Raw genomic sequence first — 17828 nt, forward strand, 5'->3', positions numbered from 1 at the left:
ACATCGGGCTATCGCCGATCAGTTGCCGTATACCGGCAGCTTCTTGCAGATGGCCTTGACCTTCTCACGCACGGCGTCGATGACCGCTTCGTTGTTCAGGTCGGCGAGGATGTCGCAGATCCAGCCAGCCAGTTCACGGCACTCGGCTTCCTTGAAGCCACGGGTGGTCACGGCTGGGGTGCCGAAACGCAGGCCCGAGGTGACGAACGGCGAACGTGGGTCGTTCGGTACCGAGTTCTTGTTGACGGTGATGAAAGCCTTGCCCAGCGCGGCATCGGCATCCTTACCGGAAATTTCCTGCTTGATCAGCGACAGCAGGAACAAGTGGTTCTGGGTGCCGCCGGAAACGACGTCGAAACCACGCTCGATGAACACGCTGGCCATGGCCTGGGCGTTCTTCACCACTTGTTGCTGGTAAGCCTTGAACTCAGGCTGCAGCGCTTCCTTGAAGCAGATCGCCTTGGCGGCGATGACGTGCTCCAGTGGGCCACCCTGGGCGCCCGGGAAAACGGCGGAGTTGAGCTTCTTCTCGATCTCTTCGTTCTTGCGAGCGAGGATCAGGCCACCGCGGGGACCACGCAGGGTCTTGTGGGTGGTGGTGGTGACCACGTCGGCGAACGGCACCGGGTTCGGGTAGACACCAGCGGCCACCAGGCCTGCCACGTGGGCCATGTCGACGAACAGGTAGGCACCGACCTTGTCGGCGATGGCACGGAAGCGGGCGAAGTCCAGTACCTGGGAGTAGGCCGAGAAACCGGCGACGATCATCTTCGGCTTGTGCTCGACGGCCAGGCGCTCGACTTCGTCGTAGTCGATCAGGCCGTTGCCGTCGATGCCGTACTGGATGGCGTTGTACAGCTTGCCCGACGAGCTCACGGAGGCACCGTGGGTCAGGTGGCCGCCGTGGGCCAGGCTCATGCCGAGAATGGTGTCACCGGCCGACAGCAGGGCCAGGTAGACCGCGGCGTTGGCCTGGGAGCCAGCGTGCGGCTGGACGTTGGCGTAGTCGGCGCCGAACAGTTGCTTGGCACGGTCGATGGCCAGTTGTTCGACCACGTCGACGTACTCGCAGCCACCATAGTAGCGCTTGCCCGGATAGCCTTCGGCGTACTTGTTGGTCAGTACCGAACCCTGGGCTTCCATGACGGCGGGGCTAGTGTAGTTTTCCGAAGCGATCAGCTCGATATGCTCTTCCTGGCGCAGGGCTTCTTGCTGCATGGCTTCGAAGAGCTCGGCGTCGTACTTGGCAATGGTCAAATCACGGCTGAACATGGCGGTCCTCAAGGATCGGGCTGAATTGGGGGGGCATTCTAACCGATTGCTTCGGGCCTGGCATATGAAGTGACGTCAAGTCGCGGACCAATGGGCCTCATGTTGCATCCCGCGCCCTGCCTGGGCTGGCGATACGCGGGAGTTGACTCGGAAGTCCGTTTTCAGGGGGCAGGTTTTGCCGCCGCCACCGCCCAGTCTGATAACCGATCAGCGGATCAGCGGCAGTGCCTCCTCGGTGAACTGCACCTCGAACTGATGGGCTGGCATCGGCCGTCCGAACAGGTAGCCCTGGACCTCGTCGCAGCCGTGTTCGCGCAGGAAACCGAGCTGCTCATGGGTCTCCACCCCCTCGGCGATCACCGCCAGGTTGAGGCTGTGGGCCATGGCGATGATCGCTCTGGCGATCTGCGCATCCTGTTCGCCTTCAGGCAGGCCGTCGACGAAGGTGCGGTCGATCTTCAGCACATCGATCGGGAATTGCTTGAGATAGTTGAGCGAAGAATAGCCGGTGCCGAAGTCGTCCACCGCGATGCTCAGGCCCAGTTTTTTCAGGCTGTCGAGGATCTGCATGGCTTCGTTGACTTCACGCATCAGGATGCTCTCGGTCAGTTCGAGCTCCAGACACGCCGGCGGCAATCCTGTTTCGTCGAGAATGGTGGCGATCCGCGTGCCCAGTTGGCCGTCGGAGAACTGCCGTGCCGAGATGTTCACCGACACCTTCGGCACCCGCACCTTGGCCTTGTGCCAGGCCTTGAGCTGGCGGCTGGCTTCGCGCAGCACCCAGTCGCCGACATCCACCACCAGCCCCAACTCTTCGATCACCGGGATGAAGTCACCAGGCGGCACCAGTCCGCGGGTCGGGTGACGCCAGCGCAGCAAGGCCTCGGCACCGGTCAGGCGCAGGCCGTCACCGCTGAACTGCGGTTGGTAGTAGAGGATGAATTCGTTCTGCTCCAGGGCGTGGCGCAGATCGCTTTCCAATTCCAGTCGTTCCAGCGCGCTGGCGTTCATCTCGGCCTGGTAGAACTGGAAATTGTTCTTGCCGCGCTCCTTGGCGTGGTACATGGCGGTGTCGGCGTTCTTCATCAGCTGGCTCAGCTCACTGCCGTCCTGCGGGCTGAGGGCGATACCGATGCTGGCGGTGACGAAGAATTCGCGGTTCTCCAGCACGAACGGCGTCACCAGGCTGCCGAGGATACTCTCGGCCACATGAATGGCACGATTCAGGGCCATCTCGCGGCTGGCGCGTGGCTGTAGCAGCAGAGTGAATTCGTCACCGCCCATGCGTGCCACGGTATCGTCTTCGTCGACACAGGCCAGCAGGCGCAGGGCCATGTCCTTGAGCATGCTGTCGCCGGCGGCGTGGCCCAGGGAGTCGTTGATCGGCTTGAAGCGGTCCAGGTCCAGGAACATCAGCACCACCCACGCTTTCTGTCGCTCGGCGTGTTGCAGCGCGGTGTGCAGGCGGTCCTGGAACAGTGTACGGTTGGGCAGGTGGGTCAGGGCGTCGTAGTAGGCCAGGCGGTGGATGCGCTGCTCGCTGGCCTTGCGCTCGCTGATGTCGGTGAAGAAGCACACGTAGCTGGCCAGATCGCCTTCATCGTCGAACACAGCGGTGATACCGACCCAGGCCGGATAGCGCTCGCCATTGCGGCGCTTGAGCCAGACTTCGCCTTCCCAACTGGTGTGCTCGTGCAACTGCTTGATCACGTAGCGCAGGTGGCCTTCCTGCTGCTCGTCGACGGTGAGCATCCTGGGCAACTGGTCGAGGACTTCATTGGCCGCATAGCCGCTGACGCGGCTGAATGCCTCGTTGGCCTGGACGATGTAGCCTGCAGGGTCGGTGATGAGAATGGCCGAGGTCGAGTGCTCGAAGACCGTGGCGGCCATGCGCAGGTCTTTTTCCGCCCGGCGCTGCTGGCTGATGTCGCGGCCGACACCGAGCACACCTTCGAAGCGTTCGTGATCGTCCCAGACCAGCACCAGGCGCAGCTCGATGGGAATCTTGCGGCCATCGGCGCGCAGGCAGTCGAACTGGAACAACTGCATGGGCATCTGGCCGCGCAGTTGGCCGAGCTGCTCAGGGTTGCCCATGGCCCGGCTGACCCGCTCCATCAAACTGTAGATCCCGGTAAGCTGGGCCGGGTTGGCAATGATCGACTGCCAGCCATTGGCGAAGATCCAGTCGGCCGGGTAACCCAGCACGGCCTTCACCGAGGGGCTGACATAGTTGAGCTGCAGCTGGCTGTCTGTGGAGAAGATCACGTCGCTGATGCTTTCGGCCAGCAGGCGGTAGCGCTGCTCGCTGTCGCGCAGCGACTGGCTGGCCTCGATCTGCACGGTGACGTCCTTGGCCACGCCGATGATCCGCGTGACCAGGCCGTCGGCGTCACGGGTCAGCACCTGCTCGCGGATCTCGTAACAGCGCCAGTTGCCGTCGCGGTGGCGGAAGCGCAGTTGGCAGTGCAGCGATTCGTCGTGGGCATTGTCGCGTTGCTGCCGGCGTAGTGCGTGGTACAGGGCGGCATCGTCCGGGTGCAGCAGCAGCTCCCAGAAGCGGTCACCCATCTGCGACAGCTCGGCGCGGTCGTAGCCCAACGTCTGGCCGAGGTGGCGGTTGGAGAAGATCATCCGCTTGCTGCAGACATCCTGGACGTAGAGCTGGTCAGGTACGGTGCGGACCACATCCGACCAGAAACTCTCGCGTTCGAGCAGGGACAGCTCAACCTGCTTGCGACTGGTGATGTCGCTGATGCTCAAGATCACTGCCTGGTAGTCGCGCCGTTGCTGAGGCAGGCGCGCCATCAGCCACAGGTGCAGTTCACCGCCCAGGGGCGCGGACAGGCGCACCTCCAGCTCCAGCAGCGTGCGCTGTTCGATCAGGGCATCGATCAACTGCATGCCGACGCTGTCGCGGCTATCTGCGCTGCCATCGATCAGGCGCTGCCAGGCGCCTTCATGGCATTGGACATTGAGCAACTGGCGGGCCACCTGGTTGATTTCGGTGATTTTCAGTTCCTGCAGCAGCGAGCGGCGCAGGTTCGAATCCAGGGCCAGGCTCTGCTTGAGCGCGGCATGGTTGCGCAGGTGGTAGCGGTCGAGCTGGCCGGGCAGGCTCGACAGGTCGAGCACACACAGAGCAACGCCGGTGCCTTCGAAGATGTCCTGGTAACGTCGGCGGTCTTCTTGCAGCGCGCGCTGGCGGCGCCGCATGCTCAGTAGTGCCAGGACCGGCAACAGAGCGCAGACCAGCACCAGCAGGCATTTGCCGATCAGCGGCGGTAGCAGTTTCTGGCGAGCCAGGTCGGCGTCGTACAGGCCACGCAGTTGCCAGGTGCTGTTCTTGATGAAGGCCAGCATCACGCTTTGCAGCGGTGCCGCGGCGGAAGTACCGTGGCTCTGGCGTTCGAGTACTTCGCCGCTGCGGCTGTTCTCCAGGACCCAGAGGGTGTCTCCCGGGCGTTCGAGATGGTCGATCAGCGACTGGTAGTAGGCCGGCGACAAACGCAGCAGCCAGTAACCGCGATCCTGCTCGGGCGCTTGGCGCAGCAGCAGGTAGAGCGTCTGGTTGTCCGGGGCGTTGCTGAACAGGTAACCGCGCCCCTGGTTGAGCCTCAACAAATCGCCAATCATCTGGCGGTCCGGAGTGCCGTCCAGGGTATCGCTGACGATTCGCCCGTCATGGTCCAGCCAGGCCACATCCCGCAGGTTCGGTAGTCGTTCGCGCAGCAGCTCCAGCAGATCGGGAAGGGCTGAAGGCGTCGGTGGCTTGACGTAGGGCTGGACGACATTGATCGCTTGCTGGGCCTTCAATGCCAGGTTCAGGCTCAGATGGTCGGCCAGTTCGGCGCTTGCCGTCAGGTGCTGCTGGCGCTGTTCGGCCTGGGTGTGACGGAATTGAGCGAACAACTGCCACAGCAGCAATCCCAGCAGAACCAGGGCCAGCAGGGCCAGCGCAGCCTTCAGGGTGGTGTGCAGCGGAACTGCGCACGCCTGGCGCGACGGTGGCGGCAACGACGGTTGAGTGAGGTCGGTCAAGCGTTGGTCCTGCGATTGGGCTGGCGATGGCAGGTTGTGGACATGCACGCGGTGTGCCGCTGTCCAGGCGTTCAGGGGGCGCGCACTATAAATGCGAGCGCCACAAATCAGCTAGCATGCCTAGGATTATGTCAAACTGCCAGCACCGATGTCAGGGGTGTCCACTCGGTCCCGGGGTTCGGCAAGGCCCTGTAACTTGTGCGAGAATGCCGCCGCTTCAATGACAACGCATCGGAGATGTCTGGTTTTGGTTACCCACTATTCCACCAATGGCCTCGATTCCGCCTGTGGGCGCAGCAGTCAAACCCTTGTCAGCACTGCCGTGACCGAGGACGTATCGTGCAAATCCTGCCAGCGTTCGCTGCTCAAGCCTGAGTCGGCCGCTGCTGCGAAAGCCAAGTCGCCATCGCTGGCCGAGTTGCGCAAGAGCGCCAAGGCCGTCGCGCCTGCCGTCGTCCAGGCAGCCCCGGTTGTAGCAGCGCCTGTGCTCGCCGTGAGCAAGCCCAAGGCTGTCGCTGCACAAACCTCGGTTGCCGAACAGCCCGCCCGCAGTGGTGGTTTCAGCGTGAAGGCCGCCTGGGCCGCGCGGCTGGCCGAGCAGGGCGACCGTTGCCGGTTGCCGCGGGGCAAGGTAAAGCAGCGTCACGTCTGAGCTGCCAGACGATTGTGCGGGTCCACGAGCGGCCCGCACAGTCCAATACACGTCTCCCGCACCCCCACCATCCGACCACCCTGTGCAACGCCGCGCGTTGGCGTAGAATGGTCGTCTTTGTTCAACGACACCCGTCAACACATCACCCGGCCCGTCAGGCTGGGCGATCGTCGATGTCTTTACCTATCTGAATTAGAGGGCTTGGTTTTGGCTCAATACGTCTACACCATGCATCGGCTGAGCAAGGTCGTGCCGCCGAAGCGTGAGATTCTCAAGAACATTTCCCTGTCGTTCTTCCCTGGCGCCAAAATCGGCGTGCTCGGCCTGAACGGTGCGGGTAAATCGACCCTGCTGCGGATCATGGCAGGCGTCGACAAGGAGTTCGACGGCGAAGCCCGCCCGATGCCCGACATCAATGTCGGCTATCTGCCTCAGGAGCCGCAGCTGGACCCGAGCAAGACCGTCCGTGAAGTGGTCGAGGAAGCGGTCAGCGTGATCAAGGACGCCCAGGCCCGCCTGGACGAGGTCTATGCCGCCTACGCCGAGCCCGACGCCGATTTCGACAAGTTGGCTGCCGAGCAGGCCAAGCTCGAGGCGATCCTGCAGGCCGCCGACGGCCATAACCTCGAGCGCCAGCTCGACGTCGCCGCCGACGCCCTGCGCTTGCCGGCTTGGGACGCGAAGATCGAACACCTGTCCGGCGGTGAAAAGCGCCGTGTCGCCCTGTGCCGTCTGCTGCTGTCGGCGCCCGACATGCTGCTGCTCGACGAACCGACCAACCACCTGGACGCCGACTCGGTAGCCTGGCTGGAGCGCTTCCTGCACGATTTCCCGGGTACCGTGGTAGCCATTACCCACGACCGTTACTTCCTCGACAACGTCGCCGGCTGGATCCTCGAACTGGACCGCGGCGCCGGCATCCCGTACGAAGGCAACTACTCCGGCTGGCTGGAAGCCAAGTCGGAACGTCTGGCCCAGGAATCCAAGCAGCAGAGCGCTCACGAAAAGGCCATGAAGGAAGAGCTGGAATGGGTGCGCAAAGGCGCCAAGGCCCGCCAGTCCAAGTCCAAGGCCCGTCTGCAGCGCTTCGAGGAAATGCAATCGCAGGAATTCCAGAAGCGCAGTGAAACCAACGAGATCTACATCCCGGCCGGTCCGCGCCTGGGTGACAAGGTCATCGAATTCAAGAACGTCACCAAAGGCTATGGCGATCGTGTGCTGATCGACAACCTGTCGTTCTCCATGCCCAAAGGCGCCATCGTCGGTGTGATCGGCGGTAACGGTGCTGGTAAGTCGACGCTCTTCCGCATGCTGATGGGCAAGGAGCAACCCGACTCCGGCAGCATCGAGATCGGTGAAACCGTGCAGCTGGCCTGCGTCGACCAGAGCCGCGAAGACCTCGACGGTGCCAAGACCGTGTTCCAGCAGATCTCCGACGGTTCCGACCAGATCCGCATCGGCAGCTACGAGATTCCTTCGCGGACTTACGTCGGTCGTTTCAACTTCAAAGGTGGCGACCAGCAGAAGTTCGTCAAGGACCTCTCCGGTGGTGAGCGTGGCCGTCTGCACCTGGCCCTGACCCTGAAGGAGGGCGGTAACGTCCTGCTGCTCGACGAACCGTCCAACGACCTGGACGTCGAAACCCTGCGTTCGCTGGAAGAAGCCTTGCTGGACTTCCCGGGCGCCGCCATCGTGATTTCCCACGACCGTTGGTTCCTGGACCGCGTGGCTACGCACATCCTGGCGTACGAAGACGACTCCAACGTGGTCTTCTTCGAGGGTAACTACACCGAGTACGAGGCTGACCGCAAGAAGCGCCTTGGCGACGCGGCCACCCAGCCGCACCGCGTACGGCACAAGAAGCTGGCGCAGTAAGCCGGTTTTGGATGCACAGGAATGGGGCCCTTAGAGGCCCCATTTTTGTGCTTTCCCGTAAAGTCGCGGTGGCTGCTTCGCGGGCAAGCCCGCGAAGCATGCGGCGCGATGGAGGATTGTATACATTTATATAAAACGCACCAAAAAATTCATTAAAACGACATTATGCCCTGTTCCAGTGCGATTGCTTCTTGGTACATTCGCGAAAAACCAATAAGTCCAATCCCTCTTGGTGAGATGTCTACCATGATCGAATCCGTCGACCATTTCCTCGCACGGTTGCAGCAACGCGACCCAGGCCAGCCAGAATTCCACCAGGCTGTGGAGGAGGTGTTGCGCAGCCTCTGGCCATTCCTGGAAGCCAACCCTCGTTACCTGCAAGCCGGCATCCTAGAGCGCATGGTCGAACCTGAGCGCGCCGTGCTGTTCCGCGTGTCCTGGGTCGACGACCACGGCAAGGTCCAGGTCAACCGCGGCTATCGCATCCAGATGAGCAGCGCCATCGGTCCTTACAAGGGCGGCCTGCGCTTCCACCCCTCGGTGAACCTGAGCGTGCTCAAGTTCCTGGCCTTCGAACAGGTCTTCAAGAACTCCCTCACCTCCCTGCCTATGGGGGGCGGCAAGGGCGGTTCGGACTTCGATCCGAAGGGCAAGAGCGACGCCGAGGTCATGCGCTTCTGCCAGGCCTTCATGAGCGAGCTGTACCGCCACATCGGTGCCGACTGCGATGTACCGGCCGGTGACATCGGCGTGGGCGCGCGCGAAATCGGCTTCATGTTTGGCCAGTACAAGCGCCTGGCCAACCAGTTCACCTCGGTGCTGACCGGCAAGGGCATGACCTACGGTGGCAGCCTGATCCGCCCAGAAGCCACCGGCTACGGCTGCGTTTACTTCGCCGAAGAGATGCTCAAGCGCCAGGACAAGCGCATCGACGGACGCCGCGTGGCCATCTCCGGCTCCGGCAACGTGGCCCAATATGCTGCACGCAAGGTCATGGACCTGGGCGGCAAGGTCATCTCGCTGTCGGACTCCGAAGGCACGCTCTACGCCGAGGCGGGGCTGACCGATGCTCAATGGGATGCGCTCATGGCGTTGAAGAACGTCAAGCGTGGTCGCATCAGCGAGTTGGCCGAGCAGTTCGGTTTGGAGTTCCGCAAGGGTCAGAAACCCTGGAGCCTGCCGTGCGACATTGCCCTGCCATGCGCCACTCAGAACGAGCTGGACAGCGAGGATGCCCGCACCTTGCTCGGCAACGGCTGCATCTGTGTGGCCGAAGGCGCCAACATGCCGACTACCTTGGAGGCTGTGGATATGTTCATCGAGGCGGGCATCCTGTATGCCCCGGGCAAGGCATCCAACGCCGGTGGCGTGGCCGTCTCGGGCCTGGAAATGTCGCAGAACGCCATGCGCTTGCTGTGGACCGCCGGTGAAGTGGACAGCAAGCTGCACAGCATCATGCAGTCGATTCACCACGCTTGCGTGCACTACGGCGAAGAGGCCGATGGCCGTGTGAACTACGTCAAAGGCGCGAACATCGCCGGCTTCGTCAAGGTCGCCGATGCGATGCTGGCCCAGGGCGTGGTCTGAGTTCAAGACCAGAGGGGCTGCAAAGCAGCCCCTCAGCCTTCTCCTTCGATCTCGAGTATCTCGATCATCTGCTCCCCCGCGGGACGCCGCCAGAGGACTTCATCCCCAGGCCCTGCGCCTAGCAGCGCCCGTCCCAGAGGCGACCCCCAGTTGATCAGGCCACGCCCGGCATCGGCCTGGTCCTCGCCTACCAATTGCACCCGATGCTCCTGGTCCTGCTCATCGACGAACCTGACCCAGCTGCCGATCTGTACCTGGCTGTGCGAGGTCGCGGCAGGCACCACCTGGGCGCTGTGCAGCCGGGTACTGAAATAGCGTAGGTCACGCTCTACATCGGCCAACCGCTGGCGGTCAGCGCGCTCGCCCTGGGCTTGCAGGGCATCGCGTTGGCTATTGAGTTCGGCCACCCGTTGTTGCAGCTGGCGCAGGCCAGTGGCGGTAACGTAGTTGGTCTGGTCGCTGACACGGCGCTCCACCGGCTGGTCGGCCTGGGCGGCGGCGTGGTCCTCGTTGACGAATGCTCGGCTCATGTGGGGCCTCCTTGTGCAGAAGACCACTATGGCAGCTGTGGAGTTGCGGTGGATGTCCGTGCGCGCCCTAGTTGCGCCGATAGGCGCGGGCAGCACTGCGATCCTTTTCCTGTTGCCAGTCGCGGTCGCGCTGGTCCCAGTAGCGTTCGTGGTACTGACGCTGCTCTTCGCTGTTCTGCATCGCCTGGCACTGGCGAAACCCATCGTCCCAACCATTTTCGTACTGCCGCTCGGCCAGATAACGGGGCACGTTCTTGCGAAACGCCCCAGCCATCACCCCGGCGGCCTGATGTCCGCTGCTGCAGCCGTCCTGGAAACCGTCGGCATAGGCGGGTGGATAGCCTTGTTCGAGCAGCTGCTCGTGGGTGGATGCACAACCGTACAGCAGCAACGCGACACCTACACCGACCACATACCGCCACATAGCCCAAGACCTCCCGTTGATGCAGGAAGTCTAGGTGGCTATTTGTCGGGGAGCCGTCAAAACCGTGTCAAAGAGTCGCCTGGTTCACAGATCAGGTCAGTAGTGGTACCACTTCAATTCCAGCATCACCTCGTTCTGCGCACTGGCCAGATGGCTGAACTGACGCGACGCACTCAGGCGCAGGCCGAGGTTCTGGCTGATTTCCCACTGCTGGTTGAGGCTCAGGCTACGCCGCACCTCACCATTGGTGAAGTAATCGCCCTTGGCCTCCAGGGTCATGTTACCCAGGCCATTGCGCCACAGCAGGCCGCCATTGAACCCAGCCGCCGGGGCGACGAACTGGGCGAAGTCGTTATGGTGCTCGACCCGCAGCGTGCCCAGGGCGAAGCCCAGCAAGCCATCGGCCAGTTGCCAGGTACCACCTGCGCCGCCATTGACGTGGCTGACCAGCACCTCGTCGTCATGCTTGCCGGGGACCCGCTCCAGGCCACCGGCCACTTGCCAGGACCAAGGCTTGAGCAGCGCGTTACGCGGTGTCAGCGAGCGGATGGTCGCCAGGTCCAGACGCTGTACCTGCCAGTCGTTGCCTTCGTACTGGCGCACTTTGAGCTGAAGAATCTCGATCTGGGCGCCCAGCGGGAAACCGTAGGCATTGTCGTTGAGGTCGTGGTAAGCCATGCGCAGGCCATATTCGGCATATGCGCGATCCTCTCGGGTACCTGCACCGAGCTGCCAGGTGCGTGAGTCATGGCCATCCTCGGGCAATCCGGGGCGCTCGATCTCCAGCGGCGGCGGTGGGTTGCGGTTGATCGCCCGAAGCAGCTCGAAACTGCGCCGGGCCTGCTCCGGGTCACGCTCCTGGCCATTGGCGCGGTAGCGCTCCAGGCGGTAGGCGGCATCCTGCACCAGGGCTTGGCGCTCGCGGGGCAAGGAGGTGAATGCCGGGGCTTGCAGCTTTTCGGTGTCGGCGCTGACCGCCAGCACCTGGCGCTTTTCGGCATGGTCGAGCGGCTCAGCGCGGGCCAGCAGTTCGCGTTCACGCGAGGGGCGGTAGTTGATGCTCGACACCAAACCGGACTGCTTCACCGCCTTGACCGTGTCGGTGGGGATCGCGGTCAGGGGAAACTGCGAGGTCAGATCGAGGCTTGGCCGCGCCACCTGCAGCAGCTCCAGCAGCCGGTAGGAGCAGTTCTCATCGAAGAAGAAGTAATCGAACTGGATCTGCTTGAGTTCCCACACATGCTCGACCATGCGCCCGGTCTCTTCCGGCGTGAGGTCCAGCTGGTATTCCCACAGGTCGCGGTTTTCCAGGCTGCGGTATTCGGACAGTTTCTCCTGGTAGGGCATCAGCGCGAACAGGCCGGGGTAACCACCCATCAGGCCTTTCCAGGCGTAGAGAATGCTGTTGTCGCTGCCTTCGATATAGGCACCGAAGTTGATGGCGTAGCTCAGCAACGTCGTGTCGTCGCTGCGGGTATTGGATTGGTCGATGCGCAGCAGGGTATGGCCGAACATGGACGATGGGCTGTTCAGGTAGGCCGCCGGGAAGATCAGCGCAGCGCTGTGCGGGTCGATCGACTGGTACCAGGTCTTGAATTCCTGGCAGTCCGGTTGCGGCAGGTTCTGCAGGTCGAGCTGTTCACGCAGCCAACGGGTGCGTGCCGGGAAAACGCACTGGGCATGCTTGTCGCCGAGGTTGGCCGGTGCGTACAGCGCTTGCACCGTGGCCCGCAGCTCATGATCGGGATGGTGGGCGCCATCGGCGGCGAGGAAGAAAGCGTCATCGTCCACATAGCTGCGCCAGCCGCCGAGCTTGGCGGTCTCGTAGTGACCGAGGGCGATCCAGTAAGGCGTACCGGCCAGTTGCCGAACACGGGCGTCATCCAGCACGGGCGCTGCGTGAAGCGGGGCGCAGAACAGCAGCGCCAGGGAAGCGAGGCGTTTGAGCATGGGGGCAACTACTTCTCAACGATGCCGAAAGAAAAGCGAAACCCGCCCCGGTAGCGGGGCGGGAGATGCCGGACTCAGGCCTCGGTGGCGTATTTGGCCAGGCGTGGGTCGCTCTTCAGGACAGCCAGGGTGTTGGCATGAACGGTTTCGGCGTTCACGTCGGCACTGCTGAAGATCTGGTTGAAGTGCTGGTGGGTGACCGATGCGAAGTAGCCGCGGTCTTCAGGTGCGACGCCCAGTACCACCGCATAGGTGGTCAGTGCTTCGCCTTGGCCCATGGCCATGTCTTCGGACAGCTCGTTCATCATGCCATTCATGGCGAACCAGGATTTGCCGCCGTAGGTCAGTGCAGCTTTGGTGGAGCAGCCGTTGGTACCGGAGGTCATGCCGAAGGTGGCGTTACCGGAGGTGCCGTTGGTGGTGGAGGCCAGGAAGTGGGCCGGAGTGCCACGTTGACCTTCGAACAGGAGGTTGCCCCAGCCGCAATTCGGGCCGCCTGGTGCTTCGGCCATGGCGTTGAGGGAGACCACGGTGAACAGAGTACCCAGAAGAATCCGTTTCATAGCATTTGTTCTCTATTTGTCTTAACCAAGGGTCAGGGTTGTCTGGCAACTCGGTTGCCAGGCGGGAAAGCTTTTTACCCACCCGCGCAGCTTGGAGTTTAGGCACGATCTAAAGGTTGCGTTGCTGATTGCGAAAAATTTGCTCGTATCAGGCACGTGCGGCTGCAAGATAAAGTCCTGGCGAGCCTTGCAACCCGCGCGCGGGCAGCGCCAGAATGCTGCGTATCGCCCCGCCGAAGTAAGGAAACCCAATGCCCGATCCCGTCGCTGCGCGCCTGCGTCTCGCGCCTGAAGCCCTGACCCGGCGTTTTTCACCCGAGCAGTTTGCGTTCACCCATACCGACGATCTGGAGCCCTTCCGTGGTGTCCTGGGCCAGGAACGTGCTGTCGAGGCCCTGCAATTCGGCGTGGCCATGCCGCGCCCCGGTTACAACGTTTACGTGATGGGCGAGCCCGGCACCGGGCGTTTTTCGTTCGTCAAGCGTTACCTCAAGGCCGAGGGCAAGCGCCAGCAGACCCCTTCCGACTGGGTCTACGTCAATCACTATGACGATACCCGTGAACCCCGCGCATTGGAGCTGCCCTCGGGCACCGCGCACGCCTTCATCGCCGACATGGGCGGATTGATCGACAACCTGCTGGCCACCTTCCCGGCGGTGTTCGAGCACCCGTCCTACCAGCAGAAGAAGGGGGCCATCGATCGCGCCTTCAACCAGCGCTATGACCGGGCCCTGGATGTCATCGAGCGGGCCTCGCTGGAAAAAGACGTGGCCCTGTACCGTGATGCCAGCAACGTCGCCTTCACCCCCATGGCCGAAGGCAAGGCGCTCGATGAAGCCGAGTTCGCCCAGTTGCCAGAGTCGGTGCGCGAGCAGTTCCATGAGGACATCGCCGCGCTCGAGGAACGCCTCAACGAAGAACTGGCCAGTCTGCCGCAGTGGAAGCGCGAGTCGAACAACCAGCTGCGCCAGTTGAACGAAGAAACCATCACCCTGGCCCTGCAGCCATTGTTGGCGCCGCTGTCGGAAAAGTACGCCGAGAACGCAGCCGTGTGCGCTTACCTGCAATCGGTGCAGTTGAACCTGCTGCGCACCGTGGTCGAACAACTGGTCGACGACAGCAAGACCGATGCCGCGGCGCGCAAGCTGCTCGAAGAGCAGTACGCCCCGAGCCTGGTGGTCGGCCACCACGCCGATGGGGGTGCCCCGGTGGTATTCGAGCCGCACCCGACCTACGACAACCTGTTCGGGCGTATCGAATACAGCACCGATCAGGGCGCGCTGTACACCTCGTACCGGCAACTGCGACCCGGCGCGCTACACCGGGCCAACGGTGGCTTCCTGATCCTCGAAGCGGAGAAGATGCTCGGCGAGCCGTTCGTCTGGGACGCGCTCAAGCGCGCCCTGCAGTCGCGCAAGTTGAAGATGGAATCACCCTTGGGCGAGCTGGGTCGTGTCGCCACGGTGAGCCTGACGCCACAAGTGATCCCGCTCAAGGTCAAGCTGGTGATCATCGGCTCGCGCCAGTTGTACTACGCCTTGCAGGACCATGATCCGGACTTCCAGGAGATGTTCCGGGTGCTGGTCGACTTCGACGAAGACATGCCGATGGTCGACGAGAACCTCGAACAATTCGCCCAGCTGTTGCGCACCCGCACCAACGAGGAGGGCATGGCGCCGCTGACCAGTGACGCCGTGGCGCGGTTGGCGACCTACAGCGCCCGCCTGGCAGAAAACCAGTCGCGGCTGTCGGCACGGATCGGCGACCTGTTCCAGCTGGTCAGCGAAGCCGATTTCATCCGTCAGCTGGCCAGCGACGAAATGACCGACGCCGGTCATATCGAGCGGGCGCTCAAGGCCAAGGCCACACGCACCGGCCGAGTCTCGCAGCGGGTGCTCGACGACATGCTCGCCGGCATCATCCTGATCGATACCGAAGGCGCGGCCATCGGCAAATGCAATGGCCTCACGGTCCTCGAAGTCGGCGACTCGGCGTTCGGCATGCCGGCGCGCATCTCGGCCACCGTCTATCCCGGCGGCAGCGGCATCGTCGACATCGAGCGCGAGGTCAACCTGGGGCAACCGATCCACTCCAAGGGGGTGATGATCCTCACCGGTTACCTGGGCAGCCGTTATGCCCAGGAATTCCCCCTGGCGATCTCGGCGAGCATCGCCTTGGAGCAGTCCTACGGCTACGTCGACGGCGACAGTGCGTCGTTGGGTGAGGTCTGCACCCTGATCTCGGCCCTGTCGCGTACCCCGCTCAAGCAATGCTTCGCCATCACCGGCTCGATCAACCAGTTTGGCGAGGTCCAGGCGGTCGGTGGGGTCAACGAGAAGATCGAAGGCTTCTTCCGCCTTTGCGAAGCACGCGGGCTGACCGGCGATCAGGGCGTGATCATTCCGCGTGCCAACGTCGCCACGCTGATGCTCGACGAACGTGTGCTGCAAGCGGTCGAGGCGGGGCAGTTCCATGTCTATGCGGTCAAGCAGGCCGATGAGGCCCTCAGCCTGCTGGTGGGCGAGGAGGCCGGTGCGCTGGACGACAAGGGCCAGTTCGCCGAAGGCAGTGTCAACGCTCGAGTGGTCGAACGGCTGCGAGAGATCGCCGAGATGATCAGCGAAGAAGAGATCAAGGAGGCGGAAAAAGAGCGCCTGGAAGAAGTCATTGCCCAGGCCAAACCTGCCTGAGTCAATAACCCGGCGCTGGCGGTCATGGCTACCGTTCAGCGCCAGTTTTCCAGCTTCTGCCGGCGGTCTTCTATGCTGGAGCGTAAGGACAGTACGGTCAGGATGAAAACAGCCTGTACGTTCAGGCTGAACATCGCTTTGTGGAGGGGACGCGGCCATGCGCAACCTCAGCCTTACCCGCCAGTGCCTTGGCCTGGTGACACGCATCGAATGCAGCATTCGTCCCTTGGCCGGCGACAATGGCATGTGGACGTTGCTGTTCGCCGCCGGCATGGCCGGTGAACAACCGTCCGCGATCAAAGCTCAGGGGCCGTTCCATGGCCCGATGGTGGCCGAGTCGGTGCTCAACGCCATCGTCGACAGCCTGACCCTGCATGGCTACCAGGTGGCCGAAGACCCGCAGATCTGGTGCCTGCACCTGCAAGCACAGCTGCGGCGGATCAATGGCGAGCGCTGCCGCAACCTCGGCGATTATCAGTTCCATCCTGAAACCTGAGGGGCCGTCGAGACTGTTGCTGACCCAGGTGGCTGGCTATACTCGCCGTCGTTTTTACCACCTGATGAGTCTCGACCCTGCATGGAACGTTTTCTCGAAAATGCGATGTATGCCTCGCGTTGGCTGCTCGCACCCATCTACTTCGGTCTGTCCCTCGGCTTGCTGGCCCTGGCGCTGAAATTCTTCCAGGAAGTGGTGCACGTGCTGCCCAACGTCTTCGCCTTGAGCGAAGCCGACCTGATCCTGGTGATCCTTTCCTTGATCGACATGTCGCTGGTCGGCGGCCTGTTGGTGATGGTGATGATCTCCGGCTATGAGAACTTCGTCTCGCAACTGGACATCGACGACAGCAAGGAAAAGCTCAACTGGCTGGGCAAGATGGACTCTTCATCGCTGAAGATGAAGGTCGCGGCGTCGATCGTTGCAATTTCGTCCATTCACCTGCTGCGCGTGTTCATGGACGCGCAGAACATCTCCACCGATTACCTGATGTGGTACGTGATCATCCACATGACCTTCGTCGTCTCGGCGTTCTGCATGGGCTACCTGGACAAGCTGACCAAGCACTGATTCCTTGTTGGCCCCTTCGCGGGCAAGCGCCGCTCAACTGACGAGCGGCGCCTGCAATGCCTTGTGTAATTCCTCGCTCTGTACAAAAAATGAACACTCATGCGTGATCCCCAGCGCGAGGTGGTTCCATGAACCTGCACCAGCTCAACACCGAGGCCCGGGCGGGCCATGTCGACGAACTGAACCTGATCGCCATCGAAGGCGGTGACTACCTGCTCGAAGCCCGGGTCAGTGGCCGTCCCCATCCCCTTGACGACAACCGTGGCAAGCGCCTGCGGGTGCACTCGATCGAAGATGCGCGGTTACTGCTGGAGTCCATTCCGCTGATGTCGATGAACCTGGTGCATTGGTCGGTTCAGGACGAGATGTGCGGGATGGGCACTCATCCGGAAGAAGACCTCAAAGTGCCGATTTCCCAGCGTTCGGCCTGGTAGCTGCTCCCAGGCGTCCCAGTGTGCTAGGCTGCTCGCCCTTTTCATCAAGGGCGCGGCTGCACTGCGCCCTGCAGTGGAGCACGACCATGTCCGATATCAACCTGTCCACCGACGAAACCCGCGTCAGCTACGGCATCGGCCGTCAGCTGGGCGGCCAGCTGCGCGACAACCCGCCACCGGGCGTCAGCCTGGAAGCCATCGTTGCCGGCCTCACCGACGCTTTCAACGGCGTCGAAAGCCGCGTCAGCGAAGCCGACCTTTCGGCCAGCTTCAAGGTCATCCGTGAAGTCATGCAGGCCGAAGCCGCTGCCAAGGCAGAAGCTGCTGCCGCTGCCGGTAAAGAATTCCTGGTCGAGAACGGCAAGCGTGAAGGCATCACCACCCTGGCTTCGGGCCTGCAATACGAAGTGATCACCGCAGGCGAGGGCGCCCAGCCGACCCGCGAAAGCAACGTGCGCACTCACTACCACGGCACCCTGATCGATGGCACCGTGTTCGATAGTTCCTACGAGCGTGGCCAGCCTGCCGAATTCCCGGTCGGTGGCGTGATCGCCGGCTGGACCGAAGCCCTGCAGCTGATGAACGCCGGCAGCAAATGGCGCCTGTACGTGCCGAGCGAGCTGGCCTACGGCGCCCAAGGCGTCGGCAGCATCCCGCCGCACAGCGTACTGGTGTTCGACGTCGAGCTGCTCGACGTTCTGTAATGCCGTCGGGGCCGCTTTGCGGCCCATTCGCGGGACTAGCCCG

14 protein-coding genes are annotated in these 17828 nt (G+C 62.7%); 8 read left to right on the forward strand and 6 right to left on the reverse strand.

Features of this window, described 5'->3' with window-relative positions:
* Positions 1-18 precede the first annotated feature (18 nt).
* Both glyA and KY379_RS01510 read right to left on the reverse strand, forming a co-directional pair.
* Positions 19-1272: a serine hydroxymethyltransferase gene (gene glyA / locus KY379_RS01505; RefSeq protein WP_112251928.1), complete on the reverse strand. Its 1254-nt coding sequence runs from the start codon at positions 1270-1272 to the stop codon at positions 19-21.
* A 207-nt stretch (positions 1273-1479) separates the two neighbouring features.
* A complete protein-coding gene (locus KY379_RS01510) occupies positions 1480-5310 on the reverse strand; it encodes an EAL domain-containing protein (RefSeq protein WP_409977256.1) in 3831 nt (1276 codons plus the stop codon).
* Between the two features lie 247 nt (positions 5311-5557).
* On the opposite strand from KY379_RS01510, the gene KY379_RS01515 reads away from it, so the two are divergent.
* The 3 genes from KY379_RS01515 (at position 5558) to gdhA (ending at position 9424) form a co-directional block, all read left to right on the forward strand.
* Positions 5558-5962 carry a hypothetical protein gene (locus tag KY379_RS01515; protein WP_133331154.1) on the forward strand — a complete coding sequence of 135 codons (405 nt, stop codon included), beginning with the start codon at positions 5558-5560 and terminating at the stop codon, positions 5960-5962.
* Positions 5963-6169: 207 nt separating this feature from the next.
* Complete coding sequence (gene ettA / locus KY379_RS01520) at positions 6170-7837, forward strand: energy-dependent translational throttle protein EttA (RefSeq protein WP_133331156.1); 1668 nt, start codon at positions 6170-6172, stop codon at positions 7835-7837.
* Positions 7838-8083: 246 nt separating this feature from the next.
* On the forward strand, positions 8084-9424 hold the full coding sequence (gene gdhA, locus KY379_RS01525) for an NADP-specific glutamate dehydrogenase (RefSeq protein ID WP_261240175.1): 1341 nt from the start codon (positions 8084-8086) through the stop codon (positions 9422-9424).
* A 32-nt stretch (positions 9425-9456) separates the two neighbouring features.
* Here the strand turns inward: gdhA and KY379_RS01530 are convergent, their stop codons facing one another.
* From KY379_RS01530 to KY379_RS01545, 4 genes are all read right to left on the reverse strand, one after another.
* Entirely contained in the window at positions 9457-9954 is a 498-nt protein-coding gene (locus KY379_RS01530) for a GreA/GreB family elongation factor (RefSeq protein ID WP_261240174.1), read from the reverse strand.
* A 67-nt stretch (positions 9955-10021) separates the two neighbouring features.
* Complete coding sequence (locus KY379_RS01535) at positions 10022-10378, reverse strand: hypothetical protein (protein ID WP_133331161.1); 357 nt, start codon at positions 10376-10378, stop codon at positions 10022-10024.
* Positions 10379-10474: 96 nt separating this feature from the next.
* The gene (locus tag KY379_RS01540; protein ID WP_133331163.1) at positions 10475-12328 is read right to left on the reverse strand and encodes a DUF4105 domain-containing protein; all 1854 of its coding nucleotides are present in this window, start codon (positions 12326-12328) and stop codon (positions 10475-10477) included.
* 74 nt (positions 12329-12402) lie between these two features.
* Positions 12403-12891, reverse strand: a complete 489-nt coding sequence (locus KY379_RS01545) for a DUF3015 domain-containing protein (protein ID WP_133331165.1) — start codon at positions 12889-12891, stop codon at positions 12403-12405.
* Between the two features lie 251 nt (positions 12892-13142).
* On the opposite strand from KY379_RS01545, the gene KY379_RS01550 reads away from it, so the two are divergent.
* From KY379_RS01550 to KY379_RS01570, 5 genes are all read left to right on the forward strand, one after another.
* Positions 13143-15581, forward strand: coding sequence for a Lon protease family protein (locus KY379_RS01550; protein WP_261240173.1), 2439 nt, complete (start codon positions 13143-13145; stop codon positions 15579-15581).
* A 157-nt stretch (positions 15582-15738) separates the two neighbouring features.
* Positions 15739-16077, forward strand: coding sequence for a hypothetical protein (locus KY379_RS01555; protein ID WP_085673987.1), 339 nt, complete (start codon positions 15739-15741; stop codon positions 16075-16077).
* Between the two features lie 81 nt (positions 16078-16158).
* A complete protein-coding gene (locus KY379_RS01560; RefSeq protein WP_133331171.1) occupies positions 16159-16647 on the forward strand; it encodes a TIGR00645 family protein in 489 nt (162 codons plus the stop codon).
* 128 nt (positions 16648-16775) lie between these two features.
* Positions 16776-17081, forward strand: a complete 306-nt coding sequence (locus tag KY379_RS01565) for a DUF6482 family protein (protein ID WP_133331173.1) — start codon at positions 16776-16778, stop codon at positions 17079-17081.
* 86 nt (positions 17082-17167) lie between these two features.
* Positions 17168-17785 carry an FKBP-type peptidyl-prolyl cis-trans isomerase gene (locus KY379_RS01570; RefSeq protein ID WP_261240168.1) on the forward strand — a complete coding sequence of 206 codons (618 nt, stop codon included), beginning with the start codon at positions 17168-17170 and terminating at the stop codon, positions 17783-17785.
* Positions 17786-17828: the final 43 nt, after the last annotated feature.

Origin of the sequence: Pseudomonas sp. HD6422, from assembly GCF_025377065.1 — a bacterium.
Taxonomy (GTDB): domain Bacteria; phylum Pseudomonadota; class Gammaproteobacteria; order Pseudomonadales; family Pseudomonadaceae; genus Aquipseudomonas; species Aquipseudomonas putida_U.

Coding starts and splice junctions, on each gene's coding strand:
- gdhA (WP_261240175.1), top strand. CDS start 8,084: ATGATCGAATCCGTCGACCATTTCCTCGCACGGTTGCAGCAACGCGAC.
- KY379_RS01535 (WP_133331161.1), bottom strand. CDS start 10,378: ATGTGGCGGTATGTGGTCGGTGTAGGTGTCGCGTTGCTGCTGTACGGT.
- KY379_RS01570 (WP_261240168.1), top strand. CDS start 17,168: ATGTCCGATATCAACCTGTCCACCGACGAAACCCGCGTCAGCTACGGC.
- KY379_RS01530 (WP_261240174.1), bottom strand. CDS start 9,954: ATGAGCCGAGCATTCGTCAACGAGGACCACGCCGCCGCCCAGGCCGAC.
- KY379_RS01550 (WP_261240173.1), top strand. CDS start 13,143: ATGCCCGATCCCGTCGCTGCGCGCCTGCGTCTCGCGCCTGAAGCCCTG.
- glyA (WP_112251928.1), bottom strand. CDS start 1,272: ATGTTCAGCCGTGATTTGACCATTGCCAAGTACGACGCCGAGCTCTTC.
- KY379_RS01540 (WP_133331163.1), bottom strand. CDS start 12,328: ATGCTCAAACGCCTCGCTTCCCTGGCGCTGCTGTTCTGCGCCCCGCTT.
- KY379_RS01560 (WP_133331171.1), top strand. CDS start 16,159: ATGGAACGTTTTCTCGAAAATGCGATGTATGCCTCGCGTTGGCTGCTC.
- KY379_RS01565 (WP_133331173.1), top strand. CDS start 16,776: ATGAACCTGCACCAGCTCAACACCGAGGCCCGGGCGGGCCATGTCGAC.
- KY379_RS01545 (WP_133331165.1), bottom strand. CDS start 12,891: ATGAAACGGATTCTTCTGGGTACTCTGTTCACCGTGGTCTCCCTCAAC.
- KY379_RS01555 (WP_085673987.1), top strand. CDS start 15,739: ATGCGCAACCTCAGCCTTACCCGCCAGTGCCTTGGCCTGGTGACACGC.